The sequence below is a fragment of the Streptomyces sp. NBC_01450 genome (assembly GCF_036227505.1).
In the GTDB taxonomy this organism is placed as follows: Bacteria; Actinomycetota; Actinomycetes; order Streptomycetales; family Streptomycetaceae; genus Streptomyces.
The window spans coordinates 164,340-189,525 of the sequence record NZ_CP109481.1 but is presented as its reverse complement, the minus strand read 5'-3'; the positions used below and the strand labels follow the sequence as shown (position 1 = coordinate 189,525).

Sequence of the window (25,186 nt, the reverse complement as noted above, 5' to 3'; positions counted from 1 at the left end):
AGTCTATCTACGCAACTCTCAAGGTCAGGGCCCACTTGAAGGTGTTTTCCGGTAGGGATGCAGAGGGAGGCCGAGCGAAGCCATGGAGTGGACGGGCGCACGCTATGCGGACAAGCCGACGGTCGAGGTGCGGACACGGATCGACGCTCCGCCCCGGCAGGTGTGGAGGCTGGTCTCGGACATCCGGCTGATGCCGGCACTGAGCGTGGAGCTGCAGTCGGTCCAGTGGCTCGACGGGGCGGCCGGCCCCGCACTCGGCGCCCGTTTCGTCGGCAGCAGCAGGCACGAGGCGCTGGGGGAGTGGGAAACCACCTCCTACATCGTCGAGTGGGAGCCGTACCGGGTGTTCGCCTGGGCGGTCGCCGATCCCGAACACCCCAGCTCCGTCTGGCGGTTCAGCCTGGAGGCGGCGGACGGCGGCACGGAGCTGACCCAGTGGATGCAGATGGGCCCCGGCCGCTCAGGGCTCTCCTTCGCGATCGACCGGATGCCGGAGAAGGAGCAGAAGATCGTGTTCGTACGGCTGCGGGAGTTCGAGCGGAGCATGGCCGGCACGGTCGACGCGATCAGGAAGATGGCCGAAGGCGCGGAAGGGGCCGGTGCGTGATGCGTACATCGACGACGATCGAGGCGTCGGCGGGGAACTGGCGGGAGAGCGTCGACTTCGTGGTGGAAGCCGAAAAGCTCGGGATGGACATCTGCTGGGTGGCCGAGGCCTGGGGGGCCGAAGCGCCCTCTCCGCTGGGCTACCTGGCGGCACGGACCGAGCGGATACTGCTCGGCTCCGGGATCATCCAGCTCGCGACACGCACCCCGGCCGCCATCGCCCGTGCCGCCCTCACCCTCTCCCACATCTCCGAAGGGCGCTTCCTCCTCGGCCTGGGACCGTCCGGACCTCAGGTGATCGAGGGACTGCACGGCGTGCCGTTCGCGCGGCCGCTGTCCCGGATGCGGGAGACCGTGGAGATCGTCCGGCAGGCCGTCGCGGGCGAGAAGATCGCCTACGAGGGGCGGGAGTTCACCATTCCGCTGCCGGGCACCGGCGCGAGACCCATGCGGATGTCGATACGGGCCGAGTACGACCTGCCCATCTATCTGGCCACCCTCTCCCCGAAGATGCTCAGGCTCACGGGGGAGGTGGCGGACGGCTGGCTGGGCACGAGCTTTGTGCCGGAGGGCGCCAAGGAGGCGTACTTCGACCACCTGGACACCGGGCTCGCGGCGGCCGGACGCACACGCGCGGACCTCGACGTCTGCCAGGGCGCCGAAGTGGCCTTCGCCGAGGACGAGGACGCGCTGCGCACGATGGTGGCCGGCCGGAAGAAGGAACTCGCCTTCAGCCTGGGCGGGATGGGGTCCGCCACGACCAATTTCTACAACAACGCCTACAGCAGGCAGGGCTGGGCGGAGACCGCCGCGGAGGTGCACGAGCGCTGGCAGGCCGGCGACCGGGACGGCGCGGCAGGTCTGGTCACCGACGAGATGGTGCTCGCCACGACACTGATCGGCACCGAGGACATGGTGCGTGACCGCCTTCGTGTCTGGCAGGCCGCCGGTGTCGACACGGTCCGCCTCTACCCCGCGGGCGAGACGCTCGACGCCCGGCTCACCACACTGGGGCGGGCGCTCGACCTCGTACGCGACCTGGGCAGCCCCGCATGAACGGCCCGCCGGCGCCCGGAGCCTGAGCCACCGGCGGCTGCCACGCTGGTCTAGCGCTTGCCCTCGACCAGCCGGGCGAGGTTGTCCAGGGCCATACGGGTACCCAACTCGTTGTCCTCACGGGGTACGTCATCGGGAATGCCCTCATGCACGATCACGACGTCGGTCGCGTCGCCCACCCGGGTGAGCGACGTGGTCATCGTCATCGTGCCGCGCAACGCGTCCTCGGACGTCTCGAACTCGAAGACCTCAACCACCAGTTCGCCGGGAACCAGTCGTGCGAAGCGGCCGTGGTAGGTGTCCGTGTGAGCGGCCGACTTCCCTGAAACGGCCGTGTCCTGGTAGCTGAGCGAGATGCGGAAGGCGCCGCCTTCGCGAGGGTCATTCGTGGACGCGGCTGGTCATGCCGGCGGGCACCCGCCAGGCTGCCACCGCGTCCGGGTCGGTCAACGCCTGATAGACGGCCGCCGGGGCTGCCTTCACGCGTCGCGAAACTCGCGTGGCGTACATGAGAGGCAACGTACTACTCCCGGGGCGGACCCGGCGCTGTTCGACAGGCAGGCTCCGGACCACACCGAGACCGCAGGGGCCCCGGCACGAGGCCACCACGGGCACCAGCCGGACGACCCGGTACGCGCCGCCGGGGCAGCACATCCGCGCGGCCAAGGCCGACGCCCCGCCCCGCTTTGCCTCGCCCCCGTCCTTTCGCCCGCCAGGTCCCGGCTTCCGCGCCTGGAGCGGTCCGACGAACCGCCGGGTGAGGCCCGGCCGATGGCGTCGCGCGCGAGTGCTCCACCCGTCAGGCGCCGAAGCGGCGGCGGGAGGCCTCGATGTGACCGAGGTACTGGTGGGTCCAGGCGCACATTCCGTCGACGGTCGCTCGCAGGGCTTGGCCCGGCCTGGTGAGGGTGTACTCGACCCGCGGTGGCACGACGGGGTGCACCTTCCGCTCGACCAGGCCGTTGCGCTCCAGCATGCGCAGGTTCTGGGTGAGCATCTTGTGACTGATGCCCTCGATCTCGTCCCGCAGCTCGCTGAAGCGCAGGGTGCGTTCGCCGAGGGACTCGATGATCAGGAACGCCCAGTTGTTGGCGACGTCCGAGAAGATCTCCCGCGCCAAAGAGTCCGCGCGCCTGAAGTCCGCTTCCTCGGGGGAGCCCCTGAACTGCTTGGTCACCATACGGTTCCCAGTTGACGAGATCCGGGGAATCGCCCAGGCCATGGATGCCTCACATGCTGTGACCGCGTCGGTCGAGGTCGTCGAACCGGACCAGCACGCCCTGTTCCGGCACGGGGCGAATCCAGTCATGGGACTCGGCACTCCCAGCCACCTGTGAGAGTGGAGTCGGCCACCGGCCAATGAGAATCGGACGATGACCGGGCTCACGTGGTCTACACCCTTCTCACGCGAACGCACCGTCACGTACGTTCCTCCGTGTTGATCATGGGCATGCGGACATGGCCACGGGAATCGGCTGATCGGCTCGGCGTGCCCGCCGGCGTTCTTGAACACCAGATCACGTAAGTGGGGGAAACTTGCCTGCCGTCGTCAAAGTCGCGATCCATGCCGATCCGGCCGTGTTCAGCCGTGCCGCGTTGCTCCTTGACGCGCCGTCGGCGTACGCTGCCGAGTCCACCGCCCCCGGTGTGCTGTGCCGGCCGGTGTGGGCCTCATCTCCGCAACGCGGTGCGTCTGTTGACGGATACCCGTCGTCAGGGCGCCTTTCCCATCTACAGCGACGGCGGCTCGGGGCCGGACAACTCGACCTGCGCCATCCTCGATAGCGACACTGGCGCTCCAACAAGCGGATGAAAACGCAGTTGTGTGAGGACAGAGTCACCAGTTCCCGTTGCTGAGTCGGCCAGGGGGCAGCGCGTACGCGGGGCCGGTCTGTATGCCGTTCGCCCCGGTGCCGCCGGGGATGCTCCGACGCGGACATGGGGAGAAAGACATGACGCCGGTGGCGGCCTCCAAGGGCGGTGTCAGGGTGCACTGACCCGTACTCATGGCTGTCGGTGACGCCTTCCGGGTGGGTGTGTGGATCACCCTACGACATCCGAGTCGGCCCCTGCGCATGCCTTCATCCGATTCACGCGCCCCTCGGTTACAACACCCTGGTCCAAGTGCGGACCGACGTGCTGGAGTCAGGAGTTTCCCGCGATGGCGCCTACTCCGCGCACGACGAAGCCGCAGGCGCGGTCGGTCATGACCACCGGACGGTCGTCGTGCCCGAAGTCACCCGCACTGCGGCGAAACCCGCCGCCTCACTGACTTCCATGTCTTCGCAGGACGCCCTCCGGCCCATCTTTGACACCTGCTGCCGGCGACCCGCCGGCGGCATCCGGGAAGCCACCCAAAAGAGAAGGATTCCGCATTGGATGCCATGGTGCTTGAGGCCCAGAAATGGGTCAACGCGACGTACAGCGGCGTAGCCGGGTACAACAGTGCTCCCGAGGACGGGAAGACCGGCTGGCTGACCATGTACTCGCTGACCCGGCGCTGCAACACGAGCTGGGGATCACGGCGCTCTCGGACAGCTTTGGCGCCGGTACGCTGGCTGCGCTGACCGCACACGGCGGTGTCCCCGCCAACGAGACCAACAAGAACATCATCAAAATCGCCCAGTGCGCCTGCTACTGCAAGGGTTACGACGGTGGGGGCATCGACGGTGACTTCGACTCCACGCTGGGCGTCTCGATCGCCGGGCTGATGAGCGACGCCGGCCTGAGTGGTTACAACGGGTCGATCCAGCCCAAGGTCTTCAAAGCCCTGCTGACCATGGACGCGTACGTCCTGCTGGCCGGTGGCACCGAAGAGGTCCGTTCGATCCAGCGGTGGCTGAACGGCCGCTACATCAACAAGTCGACGTTCTTCGTCATGCCCGCCGACGGCCACTGCACCCGCGATGTGCAGACGGGTCTGATGAAGGCCCTGCAGTACGAGTTCGGCATCCCGGAGGGATCGGCCACCGGCAACTTCGGCCCCGCCACCCAGCAGGGCTTGCGCGACCACCCCGTCTCCCAGGGATCCAGCAGCGTCTTCGTGCAGCTCTTCTCCGCGGCCTGCGTCTTCCCGGGTGACTACCAGACCTGGGCGCAGCTGCTGGTGTCGACCGGCGACCCGGACCGGCCGGCCAGCGCGTGCGACACCAGCAGACGGATCTCGGCGTCGCGGTCGAAGAGCCTGTACGACGCCGGATACCGTGTCATCGGCCGGTACCTCGCCGAGGAGCCGCAGTACAACACGGAGAAGCCCATCGCCCCCGGCGAGCTGGACGCCATATTCTCCGGTGGCCTCAGGGTCTTCCCGATCTGGCAGTACGGTGCCAGGACCCTCGGTGACTTCAAGTACACCGTGGGCTTCCAGCACGGACTGCTCGCCCACGAGAAGGCCGTCGCGAACGGCTTCAACAAAGGCACGGTGATTTACTTCGCCGTCGACTACGATGCGACCGACCCCGAAATCACCAGCAACATTGTCCCCTATTTCAATGGCGTGCAGTCCGGTCTCGCCAGCAAGGGGAAGCGGTACATCGCGGGTGTCTACGGATCCCGCAACGTGTGCTCCCGGGTCACCGACGAGGCGTATGCGCGGTTTTCGTTCGTCTCGGGAATGTCCTGGGGCTTCTCCGGAAATCTCGGATTCCCCATGCCGAGCAACTGGTCCTTCACCCAGATCAAGGAGTTCACGTTCGCGGCGGGCGGCGACAGCTTCCCGCTCGACAACGACGTGCTCCATCCGAAGACCGATCCGGGGGTGGGCGCCGACGGCGTCGGCGGCACCGAATCCCCGACGGATGCCTACCTCCAGTACATCGACGACCTGTACGCCTGCGCGGTCCAGTACAACAAGGGCAATCCGAGCCTGCGTGTCATGGAGTTCCTGCGGTACCCCAACTACGTGGATCTCTACTCCGGTTGGCAGACACTCATCGGCGACGTCGACCGCGACTGGATCGACTACGCGACCGCGAACGGCCCCAAGCGGGTGACCACCTTCAAGGACCCGTCGTACGGCACCAGGTATGGCGTCGACCACTTCGGAGCGACCGCCAACGGCTACTACCTCAAGGGTGCGGGATCGGGCACCGGCGCCAATCGCGGCGACTTCGCGGGCTGGGGCGGCGACCTGACCACGTTCTACGCGGAGTGGCGCAACAACGCCGACGAGTACGCGTCCGGTTACGAGTTCTGCACCGAACGTCTCGCGAAGATCAATGTCGACTCGACCTTCTCCTTCAACGACCTGATCGAGGACGTCGACGGCTACCTCGTCGGCATGGCGGTGCGGGACGGAGCGAGAATCAACGAGGTGATCCGCGCTCTCATCGGGGGGTACCGGCCACCTCAGCCGCTTCAAGGACTACTACACCAAGCGGCACGGCGGCAGCGTCGCGAACGTGGCGGACACTGCGCGCACCATGCTCATCGACGTCGGCGGCGACGACGTCCTGGACGCCATCCGCACGGCAGCCATCCGCAAACTCGCGGGCGTGGCCACCATGCTTCCCGGCTATATGCCCGACGACAAGCTCAACCCGTACCTCAACGGATACGCCGACACCATCCAGCGTATTGTGGGGAACGAGAATGCCAAGATGCGCGCCTACATGGCCAAGAACGGACTGAAGAGCCTGTAACGGGCAGTACGGAGGGCACGATGAAGCCCCGGAGATGGGCCATCGCGGCAAGCATTTCATTCGTCTTGATGGTCCTGATGTACGGATACGGCGCCTCGCACATGTTCTCGCTGGACAAGGAAGAGGAATGCACTGTCATCCTCCACCAGCGTTACGACGCGAAGTACGCCCACGCGAAAGAGCAATTTTTTCCACTGACGCAGAAATGCAACGCGTCGTACGACATGGTGCCTTTCTTCGTCAATCCGTCCGTCGTTCTCCTCCTGGGTGTGACGTTGGCCTGCGCGGGGGCGGCCGTGACCGCGACTGTCCGGCGCCGGCGTGCCGTGCCGCTCCACGCGAAGTCCCCACGACCACCGCACCCCTTGGAGAATCGATCATGACGGAACCCAGCACCCGGCCGGCTCGCCGCACTGTCCTGAACGCAGGCCTCGGCCTCGCGGGCGGGCTCACTCTGTGGGGCGTCGGCGTCCCGAGTGCGAGTGCCGCCCCCTCGGCCGACGTCCGCCACTGGACCGGGAGGAAGAGTGCCAACGGCTGGCCCGTCGTCCCGTCAGCTGCCGAGCACCGCATCGAGGGCAGCCCCGCGTCGCTGACGGCACTCGACGGCGATGTCGCCGCCGTGCTGCTGTACGTGGCCCGACGCTTCCACTACGAGGTCGACTCACTCGGAAGGGACGACGTCCACGGTCACACCACGCAGACATCAGTCGCCGCGGACTACGAGTCCAACTACCTGTCCGGCACGGCGATCTCGATCCGGCCGGAGATGTACCCGGTCGGTGCCGAGGACCGTCTCTTCCCCCAGGAGGTCGCGGTCGTACGGGACATCCTGACCGAGTGTGAAGGTGTGGTGCGCTGGGGCGGCGACGACAGGAGATCGCCCAAGCAGGGGCACTTCCAGATCGACGTTCCGCCCGGAAGCGCCACGCTGAAGAAGGTGGCTGGGAAGTTCAACGGCTGGGACGACAAGCCGGGACAGGGCGCGGGCACCCCTGAGGACATCTTCGGGAAGAGCCGCCGCACCGCGGCCAAGCGGCTCGCCGACCGTCAGCGGGCCACCGCCTGAATCGGCTGAACAGCCGGGCGTTCGGAGTTGCCGGTCACCAGCCAGGCCTGGTGACCGGCATGAATGCCCGGCGCCTCTATGTCTCTATAAGGTCCTCGTCGACGCCATCCGCACGGTGGGCTCCTGCGACTGACGCGCACGCCCCCGGCGTGCCCGCGCACAGGGACCTCCTGTGCGGCGGCACCGCCCGACCCTGTGCCATGGCTTGACATCCGCAGGGGCATCAAGCTCGCCGTCCGCTACGAGGCGACCGTGCTGGCCGCAGCCATCAATGAGTGGTTGTGACCAGCACTTTCGAAGCACACCCTAGATCGTTGCTACGGTTCACCGGTGTCTGACTCTTCACGCGATACCGCCGAAGGCGCCGGCTGGGGCACCCTGGAACACGGCGAGTACCAGCACCTCATGCCGCACCAGGTCGAGAAACTCTCGTGGCTCAACCCGAAGACCCTGTGGGCCGCACGCAACGGCGTGCTGGCCTCCTGGTTCGGAGATCCCACAGGCCACACCCGCAGCCGCTGGGCGGCACAGCGGACGGCCGCCGGAGCACCCGCCACCAAGGTGATCCGGCGCGAGGACCCGGACGAGTTCTCCTTCATGGTCATCGGAGACACCGGCGAGGGCGACGATCCCCAATACGCCGTCGTCCCCGGCTTCCTGAAAGTCAGTCAGGGAACACAATTCGCCGTCATCGCCAGCGACGTGATCTACCCCGTCGGCAGTGCGGACGACTACGGCACGAAGTTCTTCCGCCCGTACCAGAACTACCAGGCACCCGGGCCTTCACCCTTGATCGTGGACACCGGTTGTTATGCGGCGGTGGTCAGCGTAGTTGATCGCTGTTCGTAGTTGATCGGGCTCTGCTGACCGAGGGCTGAGTGCCGTCGCCAGGTGTTGTAGCGGGTGACCCAGCGGAAGACCGCAAGGCGGGCGGCGCGAGCTCCGGGCCAGCGTTTCGCGCCCTTGAGAGTCTCCCTTTTCATGCTGGCGTTGAACGACTCCGCGGCGGCGTTGTCCGCGCTGGTGCCGACGGCCCCGCGTGATCGGATCACGCCGAGGTCCTTGCAGACCTGGGCGAACTCCTTGGAGGCGTACTGGGCTCCGTTGTCGCTGTGGAAGATCGCTCCGCGCAGGTTCCCTCCCCGCGCGCCGGCGGCGGCCTTGAGGGCGTCGGTGACCAGTTCGGTCCGCATGTGGTCGGCGATCGACCAGCCCACCAGACGCTTGGAGTGCAGGTCCAACACCGTTGCCAGATAAAGAAATTGGCCGTCGCCGACCGGGAGGTAGGTTATGTCGCCGACGTACTTCTTGTTCGGCCCAGAGGCGGTGAAGTCCCGCTGGATCAGGTCCGGCACCGGGATGGCGTCGGCTGCGGGGACCGTGGTGCGGACCTTCTTGCGCAGGTGCAGCCCGACGATGCCGAACTTCCGCATGACGCGTTCCACCCGCTTGTGATTGATCCGCAGCCCGGCGCCCTGGAGCTCGGCGGTGACGCGCGGAGCCCCGTAGGTGCCGTCGGACTCGGTGTGGATCGACGTGATCCGCCCGGCAAGTTCGGCGTCCGCACGCGCCCGCCCGGCCCGCGCATCCAAGCCGGCCAGGTGCCGGTAAAACCCGGAACGGGAGAGCCCCAGGATCCGGCACAGCCGCTTCACGCCGAAGGCGTCATGGTGGTCGGCAACGAACTGGAAACGGCTCACCAGCTGGTCTCGCCCGCAAAATACTTCGCGGCCCTCCGCAGGATCTCGCGTTCCAGCTCGAGCTCCTTCACCTGGGCCCGCAGCCGCTTGTTCTCCTTCTCCAACTCGCTGGCCTCCACCGCGCCGGGCACGGCGGCCTGCTCGGCATCCCGCACCCAGGTGCGGAGCGTCTCGTGGTTCACCCCAAGATCCTTGGCCACCGACGCGTACGTCCGGCCCGGGCTGGAGCGGTACAACGCGACGGCATCGGCCCGGAACTCAGGCGAGTACTTCGACGTCCCCAACGGGAACTCCTGTCCTTCGGATCTTCACGATCCAATGATCAGGGTGTCCACGGTCAAGGGGTAACGCCCCCCATATACGCGATACCCGGCAACCACGACTGGTACGAAGACCTCGGCGGCTTCATGCGCGTCTTCTGCGACGACGCCCCGCCACTGGCCCCTGAGCCCGCGCCGCGCCCCCTCTCGCGGGCCTGGCTGCGGTCGCTGCTGTGGCACCGGCCGCACCCGTCCGGCGGACAACGCCTCACCGAAGCACGGAAGTTGCGCTCCGCGCCGGCCCAACAGGCCGTCCAGCCGGGCCCGTACTGGGCGATCGACGCCGGGCCGGTGCGGATCATAGGCATCGACACGGGACTGCTGGGGACCCTCGACGCCGAGCAGGGCGCATGGCTGCGCGAGGTGTCCAAGGGACCTCTCCCCAAGATCCTCGTCACCGGCTCGCCCCTGTACGTGGACGGCGAACACCACCCTTGCGCCATCGAGGGCGGCGGCACCGTCGACGACCTCGTCCGCGACCCGGACCACCGCTATGTCGCGGCCATAGGCGGCGACATCCACAACTACCAGCGCTACCCGGTGCAGGTGGACGGCCGCACCATCCAGTACGTGGTGTCGGGCGGCGGCGGAGCCTTCATGCACGCCACGCACACCATCCCCCGCGTCCGCGTCGCGAACGTCACCGAGCAGGAGTTCCGCTGCTACCCGCTGCGCGGCGACTCCCTCGCCTTCTACAGCAGGCTGTACGGACGCAGGCTCCGTCTGCGCCGCCTGTTCACCCTCACCGAGGCCGAGGCGACGGCCGTTGTCGCCGAGCGGCTCGGCATCCCGCCGACCCGCACCCAGGGCCCGCCCGCCCCCGTCACCCGGCGCACCCGTCTGATCGCGAGCCTGCTGGGCGCGGGCGGCCGACCCGACCGCACCTCGCGCTTCCGCCTGCCCGTGCGGAAGATCTACACCCAGCTCTTCTCGCCGAGCTCGGCGACCTACAGCCCGCCGTTCTTCAAGTGCTTCCTGCGCCTGGACGTCACTGCGGAGGCGGTCCGGCTGCGCTGCTTCGCGGCCACCGGAAACCGCGCGCAGGAACTCGAGCCGCCGGTCGAGGACGAAGTCACCATTCCGCTGCTCTGAACGCCCCGGGACGTCGGGACGCCGCGGCTGCGCTATCATTGATCTTGAGCAGGCCGCCCGAACATGTGGCGGTCGGCCTGGCGTTGGTGGTCCAAGGAAAGACGTCCCGCTTCCTGCGGGGAGATGCAGGTGCAAGGCCTGCCCGGCGCTCCGCACAGCCCCGCCTCCGGTATCCCGGAGGCGGGGCTGCTTTTTTCATGGCCGCTGCCCGCCTGCCGCGTACTGCCGTGTGTTCCGAGTGGCACGGCTCTTGCGCCGGCCTCCTGGGGGCACGGTGCGGGTGCTCGGCTCCGCCGGCGAACCACCGTACGCCGGTGGCGGCATGGGGTGAGCCCCCCGCGGTCTAGCCCGGCGGGATCAACAGGGCGCGGACGGGCGACGAGTGACGTTTCTCCGGTGAACCGCTTGCGCCATTGAGGTGAGTAAAGCCATTCCAAGGGGAGGGTCCAGGATCGATATAGGGATCCTCTTGTCCTGGCAAAGGACGGTCGTGTCGTGACAGTCCTTTCCGTGTGACGTGTTGAACCCCAAGGGAGGAGCCGGACATTGACTTACGGGAAGAAGCTGAGGGAGCAGATCGCCGAGCCGCAGGCCACTCCGCTGATCGGCGTGTACGACATGTACTCGGCGTCGATCGCGGCCGAGCACTACGACGGGATGTTCGTCTCCGGCTTCGGCTTCGCGGCCTCGTACTACGGGCTGCCGGACATCGGCTTCATCGCCTGGCCGGACATGGTGGCGTTCGTCCAGCGGCTGCGGGGCGCGTTCCCCCGGCACCACCTGCTGGTGGACATCGACGACGGATACGTCGATCCCGAGGTCACCTGCCATGTGGTGGAGGGGCTGGAGCGGATCGGGGCGTCGGGAGTGATCCTGGAGGACCAGAAGCGGCCGCGCCGGTGCGGGCACGCCGACGGCAAGCAGGTGCTGCCGCTGTCCGAGTACCTCGCCAAGCTGGAGATGGTGCTGGCGACCCGGCAGGACATGGTGGTGGTGGCCCGTACGGACGCCACCGACGAGCACGACATCCTGCACCGGGCCGAGAAGCTGGCCGCGACCGACGCGGACGTGGTGCTGGTCGACGGGGTGCGCAGCGTGGAGTGGATCCGGCGGATCCGCGAGGTGGTCGGCGACAAGCCCCTGCTGTTCAACCAGATCGCGGGCGGCAAGTCACCCAGGCTCTCCCTGACCGAGCTGTCCGAACTCGGCGTGGACGTCGCCATCTACAGCACGCCGTGTCTGTTCGCCGCCCACCGGGCGATGCACTCCGCGCTCGCCGACCTCAGGGCGGCGGACGGCCGGCTGCCCGTGGTGGACGCGGCGGACGGCGTCGGCGTCAAGACCGCCACCCAGCTTCTGGAGCGCAACATCGCGCGTCTGCGGCCGGAACCCCAGGGCGTGAGCGCGTGACACCGGGGCCCGTCCCACCACGGCGGCTGGGTAGGGCCGCCGTCCTGGCGGCGGCCCTGCTGGGCGCCGCGGCAGCACCGGCGGCCGCGGGCGACAGCCTGATCACCGTGCTCGACAACTCGCACGCCGACTCGATCCTCGAGGTGGACCGGACCGCGAACATCCAGCAGGGCAGCGGAACGGCCGGCAGCGACCACGAGGGCAGCACCGTCGACATGATCGAGGTCCTGGTCGCGGCACACCAGCGCAAGGAGAACGACGACTGACCCGCCGGGCGGCCGGCGACGGGACGGTGAGGACCTGCCGTGCGGGGCAGGCCGCAGGGAAGTGACGGTATGTGCCTGTCCGGGCCGGGTGAGCGGGGTCCGACAGGGACGGCGTGAGCGCGGGCAGCCGGCCGGGCGCGAGGGCGGAGATGTCGCGCGAGGTGGAGGGTGGTCGCACCTGTGCGGCCACCCCAGCCCGGCGTACACGGCTCGCCGGGCGTCTCCACCCGGTTCACGCGCGCTTCGACGGCACCGGAACTCCCTGACTCTCTCGGCGAACATCCTGACGCCCTCGTTGTCGGTGGCCGGCGTCATACTGCCGTGCATGACGACATGGCAGGAAGTCGCGAAGACCGACAGTCTCGTACGGGAGGCCTTACGCGCCGCGCTGCGCCATGTGTGGCTGCGCTTTCCGGAGGTGGTCCGTGAGCGGACGCAGGAGCAGTCCGTGATGGCGAAGGTCGAAGGCGCTTTGCAGCCTCGTATCGATGCAGCCCTCGGCGAGGGTTTCCGCGTCGACTCGGAGTACAACCGCTGGCACGACCGCGACCGCGAGGGCCTTGAGATTCTGCGGACCAAGTATCTCGAGGGATGGGGCGACGACGGCCAGGACCTGCAGGTTCGTCCCGACCTGATCGTCCACGACGGAACGGGCGACCTCAGCCGCAACCTGCTTGTCGTAGAAGCGAAGCAGGGCACCGTACGGGCCTGCGACCGTGCGGGTGACTACCGCAAGCTCGACGGTTTCCTGACCCTTTTCCAGTACCGGCAGGCCGCCTTCCTCGAATTCGACGGCCGGGGCGGACCGCCCCGCCTGCAATGGCTGACAGCCGCAGCACCACCGCCCGACCCGTCGCGTCAGGCGGCAGAGACGGTGCAGCTCTGACACTCCCCAAACCCTGTCGGGACGGCCGAAGCGGGCTCTTGGCTGTCGGTGGTCAGAACCTCCACCAGGGCCTCGACGTCGAAGACGGCAACGTCGTCGCGTACTGCGTCGACGGTCTGGTCCTTGACGTGCCCGCCAGGTCGATCCCGGCGCTGGCCGACTGGACGCTGAAGGAGGCGAAGCCGGGGCAGCCGAAGCCGTCCGGGCCGGGCAAGGACGCCGACCCGCTGCTCGTACGCACCGAGGCCGCGTGCGAGCGCTACGGCCTGCCGCTCACCCTCACCGAGAAAGAGCGGCTCGCCGGGCGGCTCCCCGAGGGGCACTAGGTCATCAGGCAGCTCCCGCCGGCCGAACTCGCCCGGCTCCTGGGCACGTTCGCGTCGCGGGTGATGACGCCGCGCGGCCCCATCGCCGTCACCGGTCTGGAGCTGATGACCGCACTGCACCCGCCGACCTGCGCGTGCGGCACGGTCGTCGGCCTCGGCGCGCCGACGCACGAACGTCGCCTGCCGCGGCGCTAGTTGGCGAGCCGGCCATTGCGTTGGCCAGAGAGCTGAGCCCTGTCTGCTCAAGCGCCATGACCCCGGGTGGGTGGTCAGGCTCAGGTGAGCACGAGGGGGGCGGGCGTGCCGAGTGGGTCCGTCGAAATATTCAGTGTCGTGCCGGTCGGCGGGAGTACAGACTCGCTCCATGGCGGACATGCACGTATTCCGGGACACGGTCAGCCGCTGGGCGGCCGGCGGCCCCGGTGAACCGGCGAGTGATCTGGCGGTGCGGCTGGGGCTGCGGACGGCGGTGCTGGTGGAAGGCCTGAGTGACCTCGCGGCCGTCGAGGCGCTCGCCGCACGGCGTGGCCGGGACCTGGCCGCCGAAGGGGTGTGCGTCGTGGCGATGGGCGGGGCGATGAGTATCGGCCGCTACGCCGGTCTCCTCGGGCCGCCCGGTCTTGGCCTGCGCCTGAGGGGACTGTGCGACGTGGGCGAGCAGCGTTTCTACGACCGCGGCCTGAAGCGGGCCGGGGTGCCGCACGAGGGCTTCTTCGTGTGCGTGGCGGACCTGGAGGACGAGCTCATCCGCGCGCTGGGCACGGCGCGCGTGGAGGAGGCCATCGGGGCCGGGGGCGACCTGCGGGCCTGGCAGACCTTCCTGAGTCAGCCCGCGCAGCAGGGCCGGCCCCGGCAGCAGCAGTTGCGGCGCTTCCTCGGCACGAAGAAGGGCCGCAAGATCCGTTACGGCCGTCTCCTGGTGGAGACCCTCGCTCCCGGACAGGTACCGGGCCCGCTGGAGGGCCTCCTCGCGAGTCTTTGACTGCTCCCCTCCCTGAAGGGAGGGGATTCCTTCCTTCAGGGCTGAGCGGGGATTCCTGGCTCAGGCTGCCTCCGGGAGCAGCGCTCCCGGTGGTCTTACGCCCTCGACACCAGCCGGGTTCAGACCTGCCGGCGGGGGCGTTGCCGGCACAGTGGCGGGAGCGCGGGGTAGCCCCGCAACTCGCGGTCGGGGCAGCGCACGTCCATGACGAGGGCCGGAAGTGGGCGTTGAACTTGCGGCGTTCAAGAAATTGCTGGGCAGCCAAGCGCGTTGATCACGTCATGACTCAAGGACCAGCGCCGCGTCCACTGGACGACGAAACTCTCTCCGACCTGCTTGGCAAGCAGCAGTTCGGTACGCTCGCCACGGTCAAGCGCAGTGGCCACCCCCACCTGACCACCATGCTGTACAGCTGGGACGCCGAAGCTCGCATCGTGCGGTTCTCGACGACAGCCGACCGGATCAAGGTCCGGCATCTGCGGCGCAACCCGCAGGCGGCGCTGCACGTACAGGGCGGCGACGTGTGGTCGTTCGCCGTCGCCGAAGGTGAGGCCGAGGTCTCCGGGATCACGACGGTTCGTGGTGACGCGGTGGGGCGGGAACTGCTCGGGATGATTCCGAAGGCCGCGAAGCCCGAGGATGAAGAGGCGTTCCTGGAGCAGTTGGTTGCAGAGCGTCGGGTGGTCATCCGGCTGAAGGTGGACCGGCTGTACGGAACCGCGCTCAACATCAAGGGCTAGGACATGCTGGGGCCGTGCTGGTTTTGCAGCCACTCGTCGAGGACTGCGACCAGCACGGTCGCCTCGCAGCGGACGGCGGGCTTGATGTCACTCCCGTCGAACAGTTCGCTGGTCTGGAGGCATGGGCAGAGCTGTCGCAGCCGGGATCGACGCCGCCGATGCGGGCGAATCCGTGTCAGCGTTCGAGGATGAGGGCGAGGCTCTGGCCGACGCCGATGCAGAGGGTGGCGATGCCGACTCCGCCGCCCTTGCGGGCGAGTTGGTGGGCGACGGTGCCGGCGAGGCGGGCGCCGGAGGCGCCCAGGGGGTGGCCGAGGGCGATCGCGCCGCCCTGCGGGTTGAGGATCGCGGGGTCGAACTCGGGCCACTCGGCCACACACCCGAGGACCTGCGCGGCGAAGGCCTCGTTCAGCTCCAGGACGGACAGGTCGTCGAAACTCTTGCCCGCCTTGGCGAGGGCCCGGTTGACGGCCTCCACGGGGGCGAGGCCGAAGTACTGCGGGTCGATCGCGGAGACACCGGTGGCCGAGACGCGGGCCAGCGGCTCGCGGCCGGTGGCCTTGAGGCCTTCCTCGTCGGTGAGGAGGAGCGCGGCGGCGCCGTCGTTCAACGGTGACGCGTTGCCTGCGGTCACGGTGCCGTTCTCGGTGCGGAAGGACGGCTTCAGCCTGGCCATCGCGGCCAGAGAGGCGTCCGGGCGGACGGACTCGTCGGCGGCGAAGAGGACCGGGTCGCCCTTGCGCTGCGGGATGGGCACGGGGGCGAGCTCGGGCTCGAACAGGCCGTCGTTGTGTGCCTTCGCGGCCTTTTGGTGGCTGCTGAGGGCGAACTCGTCCTGCTGTTCGCGGCTGATCTTGTGCTTGTCGGCGATGAGTTCGGCGGACTCGCCGAGCGGGATGGTCCACTGGGGGTCCATCTTCGGGTTGACCATGCGCCAGCCGAGGGTGGTCGAGTACAGCTCGGCGTGCCCGGCCGGGAAGGGCCGGTCGTTCTTGGGCAGCACGTACGGCGCGCGGGTCATCGACTCCACGCCGCCGGCGACGGCGATGGAGGCGTCGCCGACCGCGATGGCGCGGGCGGCCTGGATGACGGCTTCGAGTCCGGAGGCGCACAGCCGGTTGACCGTCACGCCCGGCACCGACGTGGGCAGGCCCGCGAGCAGGGCCGCCATGCGGCCGACGTTGCGGTTCTCCTCGCCGGCGCCGTTGGCGTTGCCGAAGTACACGTCCGCGATGCGCGCGGGATCCAACCGGGGGCTTCGGGCGAGGAGTTCGCGGATGGCGTGTGCGGCCAGGTCGTCCGGGCGTACCGAGGCCAGAGCGCCGTTGTGACGCCCGATCGGCGTGCGCACGGCGTCGACGATATAGACGTTCTTCACTTCAGGCCCTCCGCGACGGTCAGCTTGGCATCGGTCTTGGCGATGATCTCCCCGACGCCGACGCCCGGTGCGCACTCGACCAGCACCAGGCCCTCGTCGGTGATGTCGAGGACACCGAGGTCGGTGATGATCCGGTTCACGCAACGCTTCCCGGTCAGCGGCAGCACGCACTCGGTGAGGATTTTCGGTGAGCCGTCCTTGGCGGTGTGCGCCATCACGACGATGACGGTGCGGGCGCCGTGCACGAGGTCCATCGCACCGCCGATTCCCGTGATCATCTTCCCCGGGATCGCCCAGTTCGCCAGGTCCCCCCGCGCGGAGACCTGCATGGCGCCGAGCACCGCCACGTCGATGTGGCCGCCGCGGATCATCGAGAACGACAGTGCCGAGTCGAAGAAGGAGGCGCCCGGCAGGACCGTCACGGTCTCCTTGCCGGCGTTGATGAGGTCCGGATCGACCTGCTCCTCGGTGGGATACGGGCCGGTGCCCAGGATCCCGTTCTCCGACTCCAGGACCACCTCCACGCCCTCGGACAGATGGTTGGGGATCAGCGTCGGCAGCCCGATGCCGAGATTGACGTACTGGCCGTTCTCCAGCTCCCGCGCGGCCCGGGCGGCCATCTCCTCACGACTCCAGGCCATCAGCCGTTCACCGACCCTCGTGCCGCAGGCACGGACACCGTGCGCTGCTCGATCTTCTTGTCTGCTGCCTGTTCCGGCGTGAGAGCCACCACCCGCTGTACGAAGATGCCCGGCAGATGCACCGCGTCCGGATCGATCGCGCCGGGCTCGACCAGCTCCTCCACCTCGGCGATCGTCACCCGCCCGGCCATCGCGGCGAGGGGGTTGAAGTTCCGGGCCGACTTGTTGAAGACGAGGTTGCCGTGCCGGTCGCCCTTCGCGGCCCGCACCAGCGCGAAGTCGGTGCGGATCCCGCGCTCCAGCACGTACTCGGTGCCGTCGAAGTCGCGTACCTCCTTCGGCGGTGACGCGAGCGCGACCCCGCCGGAGCCGTCGTAGCGCCAGGGCAGCCCGCCGTCCGCGACCTGGGTGCCCACCCCCGCCGGGGTGTAGAACGCCGGGATCCCCGCGCCGCCCGCCCGCAACCGCTCCGCGAGCGTGCCCTGCGGGATCAGCTCCACCTCCAGCTCACCGGCCAGGTACTGCCGCGCGAACTCCTTGTTCGCCCCGATGTAGGAGCCGGTCACCCGCCCGATCCGGCCCGCCGCCAGCAGCACCGCCAGACCCGACTCCATCGCCCCGCAGTTGTTCGAGACGACCGACAGCCCCGAGACCCCCCGCTCGAACAACGCCTGGATCAGCACGTTCGGCACACCGCTCAGCCCGAACCCGCCCACCGCCAACGACGCACCCTCCGGCACGTCCGACACCGCGTCCAAGGCCGTGGCGACCACTTTATCCATCTTTATTTACTCTGCCTCTCGCCAACGTGGATCCATCGGACGCTGTTTCCGTAACGCAATGTCAAGAATTCGGCGAGTTCTTTAATGTTTTATGGGCGTTACGCGTGGTGCGGGCGTTGTGCGTGTTGTGGGTGCTACGCGTGTTGCGGGAGTGGCTCCGCCGCAGACACGTCCGTCTCGTCGTGTCTCACCTGGTTGACACCTGGGTCCACAGTCCAACGCCCCGGCATCCGCCGGCATCCCGCAGATGAGTGATATCGCAGGCGATCTCTATGCCGCTCTGTCGGTGTGCGTCGTGCGAACAAGGTATTCCCGCGCCGATCCTCGTTATCACTCACGGATTCCGTTGACGCGCATCATCCGAGTATCGAGGCTTCGTTCCAACAGCGGAGAAACGGCAGGACCGGGGAAATTCTCATGAAGACATTCGTGCATCGGGGACAGATCACCAAGGTGGTCTTCGGCAGCGGTACGCGCAGCCGCATCCCCGAAGAGGCCGATGCTCTCGGATGCCGTCGGGTGCTCCTCCTGTGCACACCTCATCAGGCGGACCAGACAGCGCAGACGCGCGACCTGCTGGGTGCGGCAGCCGTGGGGACTTTCGCGGAAGCGGCCCCGCACACCCCTGTCGAGGTCACGGAGAAGGCGGTCGCGTACGCCGGATCCGTGGGAGCGGACTCCGTGCTCGCCATCGGCGGTGGATCGACCATCGGCCTTGGCAAGGCGATCGCCGCGCGGACCGGCCTTCCGCAGCTGGCGCTGCCCACCACCTATGCCGGCTCGGAGATGACGCCGATCCTCGGCGAGACCGAAGGCCACAGGAAGACGACCCGGCGGCTGCCGGAAGTGCTGCTCAAGACGGTGGTGTACGACGTCGACCTGACGCTCACCCTCCCGGCGGCGACATCGGTGGTCAGCGGCATCAACGCGATGGCGCACGCCGTGGAGGCCCTCTACGCCCAGGACCGGGACCCGGTCGCCTTCCTGATGGCCGGTGAAGCGCTCGATTCCCTCACCCGGTCCCTTCCGGTCATCGCGCGACGTCCGGACGACGGTGAGGCGCGCGCGGACGCGTTGTACGGGGCGTGGCTGGCGGGCACCTGCCTGGGCACGGTGGGCATGGCCCTGCATCACAAGGTGTGCCACGTACTGGGCGGCACCTTCGGGCTGCCGCACGCCGAGACCCACACGGTCGTCCTGCCGCACGTGGTCGCCTACAACGGGCCGGCCGCCCCCGAAGCCATGGCACGCATCGCGCAGGCGCTGCCGGGGGACGACGCCGCGAGCGGTCTCTTCGACTTCGCCGGCGGGCTCGGCGCCCCCAGGGCACTACGGGACCTCGGCATGCCCGAGTCGGGGATCGGGCAGGCGGCCGAACTCATCGTGCGGGACGGCTACTGGAATCCGCGTCCAGTGGACCGGACAGCAATCCACGCCCTCCTGACCCGCGCCTGGGCCGGCGAGACACCGTGAACGTCACCGGGCGACGAACACACCCGGACCGACTCCGTCATCGAACACTCAATGACCAAGGGAGCGCGCCATGCGTGATCTGACCAGCGACACCATCACCGATGCCGTGATCTCGACCATGCGGGACACCAAGGATGCCCGTGTCGCGGAGATCCTGGAATCACTGGTACGGCACCTCCACGCCTTCGTCCGCGATGTCGAACTGACGGAGGAGGAATGGGCGCAGGGAGTGGACTTCCTGACACGCACCGGGCAGACGTGCACGCCGACGCGCCAGGAGTTCATCCTGCTGTCCGACGTGCTGGGCGTCACCATGCTGGTCGACGCCCTGAACAACCGACGCCCCGCCAATGCCACACAGAACAGCGTCCTGGGCCCCTTCTTCAGGGAGGACAGGCCGCAGCACGCCGACGCCGCCGACATCTCCGAAGGTCTGCCCGGCACCCCGCTGTTCTTCGAGGGACGGGTCGTGAACAGTGAGGGAGCACCGGTGACCGGCGCCGGGGTCGATGTCTGGCACAGTGACGCGGAGGGCCATTACGACGTGGATGTGCCCGGCCAGGTCGACCCGGCCATGCGCGCGCTGTTCAGGACCGACGAGAGGGGACACTTCAGCTTCCGCTCCATTCGCCCCTCCAGCTACCCGATCCCCGGTGACGGCCCGGTCGGCGAACTCCTGACCGCGACCAGCAGGTCGCCCATGCGTCCCGCCCATGTGCACCTGCTGATCGACGCCCCGGGATTCCAGCGCGTGACCAGCATGCTGTTCCCTTCGGACGACCCGTACCTGGATTCCGACCCGGTGTTCGGGGTCAAGGAGTCGCTGGTCGAGTCCTATGACACCTACGAGGCCGACGCAGGGCCCTGCCGCGGACTGACCGACGTGCCCTACACCCTGCTGCGCCACACCTTCGTCCTCGAGTCCCTCCCCGCGCAATGAGGGTGACTGGCGCCGTACGCGCAGTCGGTCCGGCGTAGGACGCGATTCCTCCGGCATCAACAGGCGGCGTTGCACGCTTCAGCACAGGCACCAGGGGCCCAGCACGGCACTGGTGCGGCCGGGCCCCGGATACGGGGCCGGCGTGCAACCCCGCCTCGGACGCGGCGAAGCGCGATCCGTCCGCCACGCGGGCGATGACCTCGCGTACGTCATGGGGCAGCCGCCCCGCCTTCCTGCCCAGCTCGAACGACATGCCCGCCAACGCACCCAGCGGCACGGTGAGTTCACCCGGTGTCCTGCGCAACAGGCCGAAGTTCTCCCCGACTTTCACGGAGGTCCTCCGATGGCTGAAACCCTTCACACGCCAGTCGATTTCCGAGCCACGATGAGCCGGCTCGCCACGGGCGTCAGCGTGATCACTACGCGCTCCGGAAGCACGCCCATCGGCATGACGGCGAGCGCCGTGTCCGCCCTCTCCCTGGACCCGCTCCAGCTGCTCGTGTGTATCAGCAACCACCTGTACACACGGACCGCGATCGCGGAACACGGCCGATTCGCCGTGAACGTCCTCGGCGAGGACAGCGAGCACCTGGCACGGCACTTCGCCGCCTCGAAGGCGGACAAGTTCGCGGGCGTCGAGACCATCGACGACCACGGCGTGCCGGTGCTGAAGGACGCCATCGCGGCTGTCGTGTGTGACGTCGCCGAGGCGCTCCCCGGCGGCGATCACACCATCTTCGTGGGTGAGGTCCGCTACTGCGAACACAAGGCGGACTCCCGGCCACTGCTCCACTTCGCGGGCGGCTTCGGCGCGCTCAGGGCTTCGCACTAGTCCTGGTGGCAGCGGTCCGGCGGAGGCCGCTACGGCGCTCGTGACCGGGCCGCTACCGCCCCCGACGTCCGGCTCCCGCGAGGCGAGCCATGGGTGTCGGGGGCTCCGCCCGTCCCGACGACTCGACGGAAAGTGCCATGACCAGCTCCGTTGCGACATTCAAGCTCCACCCTCCGGCCCAGCCTCCGCATCTGCTGACCCGCCCGCGGCTGCTGCGTCGGCTCGACGCGGCGACCGAGCCCGTGGTGGTGGTCTCCGCGCCGGCCGGCGCCGGGAAAACGGTGCTCCTGACCGAGTGGTCGCAAGGCCTGGCGGCTCGTGGAGAGTGCGCCTGGCTCAGCCTGGACGCGTACGACAACGCCCCGGGCCGGCTCTGGACCTGCATCCTGCGAGCGGTGCACCACGCACGACCGGATCTGCCCGCCCGCCTCGACAGCGACGGGTGGACGCTCGACGCATGGCTCGAGGACATCCTGCCGAGTCTGGTGGCCGGACTGGGCGGAGAAAGACCGCTCACGCTGATCCTCGACGGACTGGAATCCATCACGGACACCGACGCGGTGCGCAGCCTGGCGGACTTCCTGACAAGGCTTCCCGCCGGCTTCCGCGTCGTCCTGTCGACCCGGCACATTCCCGGAAGCCCCCTTCCGACCCTGCGCGCCCGGGGTCTGACCGCCGAACTCGACCAGCACGACCTGGCCTTCACCCCTGAGGAAGCACAGACAGTACTCACCGATCTGCTCGGGTCAGCTCCGAGCGCGGACACTTCGAGCGCGCTGTACGAGGCCACGGAGGGATGGGCGGCGGCGCTGTGCATCATGGGGCGCACCCTCGCCCGCTCGGCGAACGAGGCCGACACGGAAGGGAACCTGGCCCGCGGCAGGCAGGCGGTCACCGAGTATCTGGCCACCGAGGTGCTCTATCGGCTCACCACCGAACAGCGCGAGTTCCTGCTGCGTACCAGTGTGCTCGACGAGCTGAGCACCGGGCCGTGCCAGGCCCTCGCCGGGGAGCGGGCGGGTGTACTGCTGCGCGAGCTCGCACGGACCGTACAGCTGCTCGTGCCCGTCGCCGCCGATCCGTCGGCGTACCGGCATCACCGGGCACTGTCTTCGGTGCTGTCCGGCATCCTCAGGTCCGAAGGGTCGGACACCGTCGTGTCCCTGCACCGGGCGGCGGCCCGGTGGTACTCCCGGCAGGGCGAGACGACCGCGGCCGTACGGCACTGGACGCTGGGCGGCGACGAGTCCGCGGCCGTCGCGTCGGTTCTCGACGGCTGGGAGAAGGCGATCTCGGCGGGCCGTAGCGCGCAGGTCGCGCACTGGCTGGACCTCCTGCCGTCCCGCACCGTCGCCGTCGACGCGCGATTGTGCGTCGTGGCGGCGATGGCGGCTCTCTCAGGAGGCGCACCGGAAACGGCCCGGCGCTGGCTGGATGTGGCCCAGCTCAGGCAGACGGGAGCGGAGACGGTCGGCGAAGGCAGCACGGTGTCCGATGCGGCAGCCGCCGCGCAGGCCATGGCCTGCTGTCTGAAGGGGGAGGTCCTGACCGCCGGCCGGCTGGGCGAATCCGCCGTTGCCGGCACCCCGCCGCTGACGTCCTGGCGTGCCCTGGCCTGCACGGCCCGCGGTGCGGCTCTGCTGTGGGCAGGCCGCTACGAGGAGGCGGAGGCGCTGCTCGGCGAGGCGACCCGCGACGCGCATGCCGCCGGGCATGGCCTGGTGCTCGTACGCGCGCTGGGCTCGCGGGCGGTGTGCGCGCTGCTGGCCGGACGGCACGAACTGGCGCGCATCCTGAGCGACGAGGCCCTCGACGCGGTCGCGACGGCCGGCCTGGGCGGGCACTTCGTCTCCGTGCCCGCCTACATCAGCCGGGCCGGCCTGCTCCTCGAAGAGGGACAGGCGAAGGAGGCCGAAGGGGCTCTGGCCGCCGCGGAAGCGGTGCTGGCGGGCTCCTCCCGGACCGGAGGCGAACCCCACATACGGGCCTTGTGCCACTTCACACGGTCGCGACTTGAGAGTGCGCGCCGCAACCCGGACGCGGCGCGAAAGGCCCGCGAGGCAGCCGAGCGGACAGCGGCCCGGTGCGAGTCACCCGGGGTGCTGACGGACCTGCTCGGCCGGACCGGCGAGGACACCGTGGTGCCGTCTGCCGCCCCCCGCCCCCAGGACCTGTCGCTGGGGGAGCGCCGAGTGCTGCGCGCCCTGTGCGGTCCGCTGACACTGCGTGAGATCGCCTCCGAGCTCTATGTGTCCCACAACACCGTCAAGACACAGGTACGCGCGATCTTCCGCAAACTCGACGCGCACGACAGGAGCGAGGCGGTCGCCAGGGCCCGGGAGTGCGGCGTGCTCTGACCCGGGCCCTGGCATCCTGCTACCGGGATTCATTCGCAGCGGATCGGGCATCAGCCCGGTGGTGAAGCGAGTCTTGTCGTGGCGACGCGGAGCGTCGCGGATTCCGGGGCGGCGGAGCCGGATGGCCCGTGTTCACCACCCGTGGTGCAAAGCGTCGTGATGGCTGGTCCTGGCGGAGCCGGGTGATGCTCACACCGGCCGGTTCTGTTGCTGGATGTACTGCTCGACCACGGAGAGTGGAGCGCCGCCGAGGGTTCCTGCGAAGTAGCAACCGCGGGAGGAGACGCCCTTGCGGGAGTTGACGAGCTTGGTGACGGCGACCTTGGGCGGGAAGTTCACCAGGAGGTGGACGTGGTTGTCCTTGCCGTTGAACTCCACCGGTTCGCACGCGAAGTCCGCGCATACCGACCGCATGATCTCGTCCATGCACGTCAGGTGAGTGTCCGTGAACACCTTGTGCCGGAACTTGGTCACGAAGACCACGTGCACATGCATCACGAAAGCGTAGTGCCGGCCAGTTCTGATCTTCTGCATCTCGCACCAACCCAGGTACGTATCGTGGTCGCCCTGCAGCTTCGGTACAGCTTCCGCCTGTACCCGGACACGGCCCAGCGCATCGCCCTGGCCCAGGCGTTCGGGTGCGCCCGCGTCGTGTTCAACGACACGGTGCGCGCCCGTGAGGAAGCCCGGAAGGCGGGCGCGGCGTTCCCGGCGGCCGGTGAGCTGTCCAGGAAGCTGATCACCGAGGCGAAGCGGACGGTGGAGCGGTGCTGGCTGGCAGAGGTCTCCGTTGTGGTGCTCCAGCAGGCTCTGCGCGACGCCGAGGCCGCTTACCGCAACTTCTTCGCCTCCCTCAAGGGGGCCCGCAAGGGCCCCAGAGCTGGTGTGCCCCGGTTCAAGTCCCGCAAGGACAACCGTCAGTCGGTCCGGTTCACCGCCAACGCCCGCTGGTCGATCACCGGTTCCGGGAGGCTGAACCTGCCGAAGATCGGTGCGGTGAAGGTGAAGTGGTCACGCACCCTGCCCGCGCAGCCCTCCTCGGTCACCGTGATCAAGGACGCGGTCGGACGGTATTTCGCGTCCTTCGTCATCGACACGGACCCGGCCGCCGGCGCCCACCGGATGCCCGACAGTGACCAGACGGTCGGCATCGACCTGGGCCTGACGCATTTCGCGGTCCTCTCGGACGGCCGTGTGCGCCGCGAGTTCCACCACCAGCTCTCCACCAGGCTGATCCGCGAGAACCAAGCGATCGGTGTGGAGGACCTGGCGGTCAAGGGGCTGGCGCGCACCAGGCTGGCCAAGAGCGTGCATGACGCGGGCTGGGCGCAGTTCGTGGCCATGCTGGAGTACAAGGCGGTCAGGTACGGGCGCACCCTGGTGAAGATCGGCAGGTTCGAGCCGACCTCCCAGACCTGTTCCGCCTGCGGCGTCAAGGACGGTCCCAAGCCTCTCCACATCAGGGAGTGGACCTGCCCCGCGTGCGGCACGGTCCATGACCGGGACCACAATGCCGCGAAGAACGTGAAAACGGCCGCCGGACTGGCGGTCGCAGCCTGTGGAGCGCAGGTAAGACCCGGACTCCTCCTGGCACAGCGCGACGAAGCAGGAAGCCACGGATTCTCGCCCGAACACCGTGCCGCGTAGCGGCACAGGGTTCGGGCGAGAAGGCCAGAATCCTCGGGCTTCA

Annotated in this window: 19 protein-coding genes and 4 pseudogenes; 16 read left to right on the top strand and 7 right to left on the bottom strand. The window is 68.7% G+C overall.

Annotated elements, in window-relative coordinates; all coding sequences use genetic code 11:
- The first annotated feature begins 82 nt into the window (after window positions 1–82).
- Together OG568_RS49015 and OG568_RS49010 are read left to right on the top strand one after the other, a co-directional pair.
- A complete protein-coding gene (locus OG568_RS49015; protein WP_329529834.1) occupies window positions 83–607 on the top strand; it encodes an SRPBCC family protein in 525 nt (174 codons plus the stop codon).
- Window positions 607–1,662, top strand: a complete 1,056-nt coding sequence (locus tag OG568_RS49010; RefSeq protein ID WP_266438650.1) for an LLM class flavin-dependent oxidoreductase — start codon at window positions 607–609, stop codon at window positions 1,660–1,662. The genes OG568_RS49015 and OG568_RS49010 overlap by 1 nt, the downstream gene beginning before the upstream one ends.
- 50 nt (window positions 1,663–1,712) lie before the next feature.
- Here OG568_RS49010 and OG568_RS49005 read toward each other — a convergent pair.
- A pseudogene (locus tag OG568_RS49005) lies at window positions 1,713–2,172 on the bottom strand (SRPBCC domain-containing protein).
- 289 nt (window positions 2,173–2,461) lie between these two features.
- A complete protein-coding gene (locus OG568_RS49000) occupies window positions 2,462–2,842 on the bottom strand; it encodes a winged helix-turn-helix transcriptional regulator (RefSeq protein ID WP_329529833.1) in 381 nt (126 codons plus the stop codon).
- A gap of 1,224 nt (window positions 2,843–4,066) precedes the next feature.
- Between OG568_RS49000 and OG568_RS48995 the strand changes: the two genes are divergently transcribed.
- The 3 genes and pseudogenes from OG568_RS48995 to OG568_RS48985 all read left to right on the top strand — a co-directional run.
- Window positions 4,067–6,685: a glycoside hydrolase domain-containing protein gene (locus OG568_RS48995; protein ID WP_329529832.1), complete on the top strand. Its 2,619-nt coding sequence runs from the start codon at window positions 4,067–4,069 to the stop codon at window positions 6,683–6,685.
- The gene (locus OG568_RS48990) at window positions 6,682–7,371 is read left to right on the top strand and encodes a hypothetical protein (RefSeq protein WP_329529831.1); all 690 of its coding nucleotides are present in this window, start codon (window positions 6,682–6,684) and stop codon (window positions 7,369–7,371) included. Before OG568_RS48995 ends, OG568_RS48990 begins: the two co-directional genes overlap by 4 nt.
- A 330-nt stretch (window positions 7,372–7,701) precedes the next feature.
- Window positions 7,702–8,148, top strand: a pseudogene (locus tag OG568_RS48985) (metallophosphoesterase); the annotation flags it as partial.
- Between the two features lie 32 nt (window positions 8,149–8,180).
- Here OG568_RS48985 and OG568_RS48980 read toward each other — a convergent pair.
- A protein-coding gene (locus OG568_RS48980) for an IS3 family transposase (RefSeq protein ID WP_266421100.1) occupies window positions 8,181–9,355 on the bottom strand; the annotation gives its coding sequence in 2 pieces (ribosomal slippage) (window positions 8,181–9,088 and window positions 9,088–9,355; 1,176 coding nt in all).
- A 54-nt stretch (window positions 9,356–9,409) separates the two neighbouring features.
- On the opposite strand from OG568_RS48980, the pseudogene OG568_RS48975 reads away from it, so the two are divergent.
- From OG568_RS48975 to OG568_RS48945, 6 genes and pseudogenes are all read left to right on the top strand, one after another.
- Window positions 9,410–10,483: pseudogene (locus tag OG568_RS48975) on the top strand (metallophosphoesterase family protein); the annotation flags it as partial.
- A 546-nt stretch (window positions 10,484–11,029) separates the two neighbouring features.
- Complete coding sequence (locus tag OG568_RS48970) at window positions 11,030–11,893, top strand: isocitrate lyase/PEP mutase family protein (RefSeq protein ID WP_329529830.1); 864 nt, start codon at window positions 11,030–11,032, stop codon at window positions 11,891–11,893.
- Window positions 11,890–12,159, top strand: coding sequence for a hypothetical protein (locus OG568_RS48965; RefSeq protein WP_329529829.1), 270 nt, complete (start codon window positions 11,890–11,892; stop codon window positions 12,157–12,159). The genes OG568_RS48970 and OG568_RS48965 overlap by 4 nt, the downstream gene beginning before the upstream one ends.
- A gap of 753 nt (window positions 12,160–12,912) precedes the next feature.
- Window positions 12,913–13,506, top strand: a pseudogene (locus tag OG568_RS48955) (telomere-associated protein Tap); the annotation flags it as partial.
- Window positions 13,507–13,735: 229 nt separating this feature from the next.
- Window positions 13,736–14,353, top strand: a complete 618-nt coding sequence (locus tag OG568_RS48950) for a TOPRIM nucleotidyl transferase/hydrolase domain-containing protein (RefSeq protein ID WP_266438639.1) — start codon at window positions 13,736–13,738, stop codon at window positions 14,351–14,353.
- 281 nt (window positions 14,354–14,634) lie between these two features.
- On the top strand, window positions 14,635–15,093 hold the full coding sequence (locus OG568_RS48945; protein ID WP_329529827.1) for a PPOX class F420-dependent oxidoreductase: 459 nt from the start codon (window positions 14,635–14,637) through the stop codon (window positions 15,091–15,093).
- Window positions 15,094–15,268: 175 nt separating this feature from the next.
- On the opposite strand, the gene OG568_RS48940 is transcribed toward OG568_RS48945, so the two are convergent.
- Genes OG568_RS48940 through OG568_RS48930 form a run of 3 tightly spaced genes read right to left on the bottom strand, consistent with a single transcriptional unit; the run spans window position 15,269 to window position 17,894 of the window.
- Window positions 15,269–16,471, bottom strand: a complete 1,203-nt coding sequence (locus OG568_RS48940) for a thiolase family protein (RefSeq protein ID WP_329529826.1) — start codon at window positions 16,469–16,471, stop codon at window positions 15,269–15,271.
- Entirely contained in the window at window positions 16,468–17,112 is a 645-nt protein-coding gene (locus OG568_RS48935) for a CoA transferase subunit B (RefSeq protein WP_329529825.1), read from the bottom strand. Before OG568_RS48935 ends, OG568_RS48940 begins: the two co-directional genes overlap by 4 nt.
- Window positions 17,112–17,894: a CoA transferase subunit A gene (locus OG568_RS48930; RefSeq protein WP_329529824.1), complete on the bottom strand. Its 783-nt coding sequence runs from the start codon at window positions 17,892–17,894 to the stop codon at window positions 17,112–17,114. The genes OG568_RS48935 and OG568_RS48930 overlap by 1 nt, the downstream gene beginning before the upstream one ends.
- A 417-nt stretch (window positions 17,895–18,311) precedes the next feature.
- On the opposite strand from OG568_RS48930, the gene OG568_RS48925 reads away from it, so the two are divergent.
- From OG568_RS48925 to OG568_RS48910, 4 genes are all read left to right on the top strand, one after another.
- Entirely contained in the window at window positions 18,312–19,367 is a 1,056-nt protein-coding gene (locus OG568_RS48925) for a maleylacetate reductase (RefSeq protein WP_329529823.1), read from the top strand.
- A 70-nt stretch (window positions 19,368–19,437) separates the two neighbouring features.
- Window positions 19,438–20,307, top strand: a complete 870-nt coding sequence (locus OG568_RS48920) for a dioxygenase family protein (protein WP_266658192.1) — start codon at window positions 19,438–19,440, stop codon at window positions 20,305–20,307.
- A 343-nt stretch (window positions 20,308–20,650) separates the two neighbouring features.
- Window positions 20,651–21,139, top strand: a complete 489-nt coding sequence (locus tag OG568_RS48915; RefSeq protein WP_329529822.1) for a flavin reductase family protein — start codon at window positions 20,651–20,653, stop codon at window positions 21,137–21,139.
- Window positions 21,140–21,276: 137 nt separating this feature from the next.
- Window positions 21,277–23,496 (top strand): LuxR C-terminal-related transcriptional regulator, encoded by a 2,220-nt coding sequence (locus tag OG568_RS48910; protein ID WP_329529821.1) that lies wholly within the window; start codon window positions 21,277–21,279, stop codon window positions 23,494–23,496.
- Window positions 23,497–23,685: 189 nt separating this feature from the next.
- Here the strand turns inward: OG568_RS48910 and tnpA are convergent, their stop codons facing one another.
- Complete coding sequence (gene tnpA / locus OG568_RS48905; protein ID WP_329529820.1) at window positions 23,686–24,030, bottom strand: IS200/IS605 family transposase; 345 nt, start codon at window positions 24,028–24,030, stop codon at window positions 23,686–23,688.
- 33 nt (window positions 24,031–24,063) lie between these two features.
- On the opposite strand from tnpA, the gene OG568_RS48900 reads away from it, so the two are divergent.
- The gene (locus tag OG568_RS48900; protein ID WP_329536225.1) at window positions 24,064–25,143 is read left to right on the top strand and encodes an RNA-guided endonuclease InsQ/TnpB family protein; all 1,080 of its coding nucleotides are present in this window, start codon (window positions 24,064–24,066) and stop codon (window positions 25,141–25,143) included.
- Window positions 25,144–25,186: the final 43 nt, after the last annotated feature.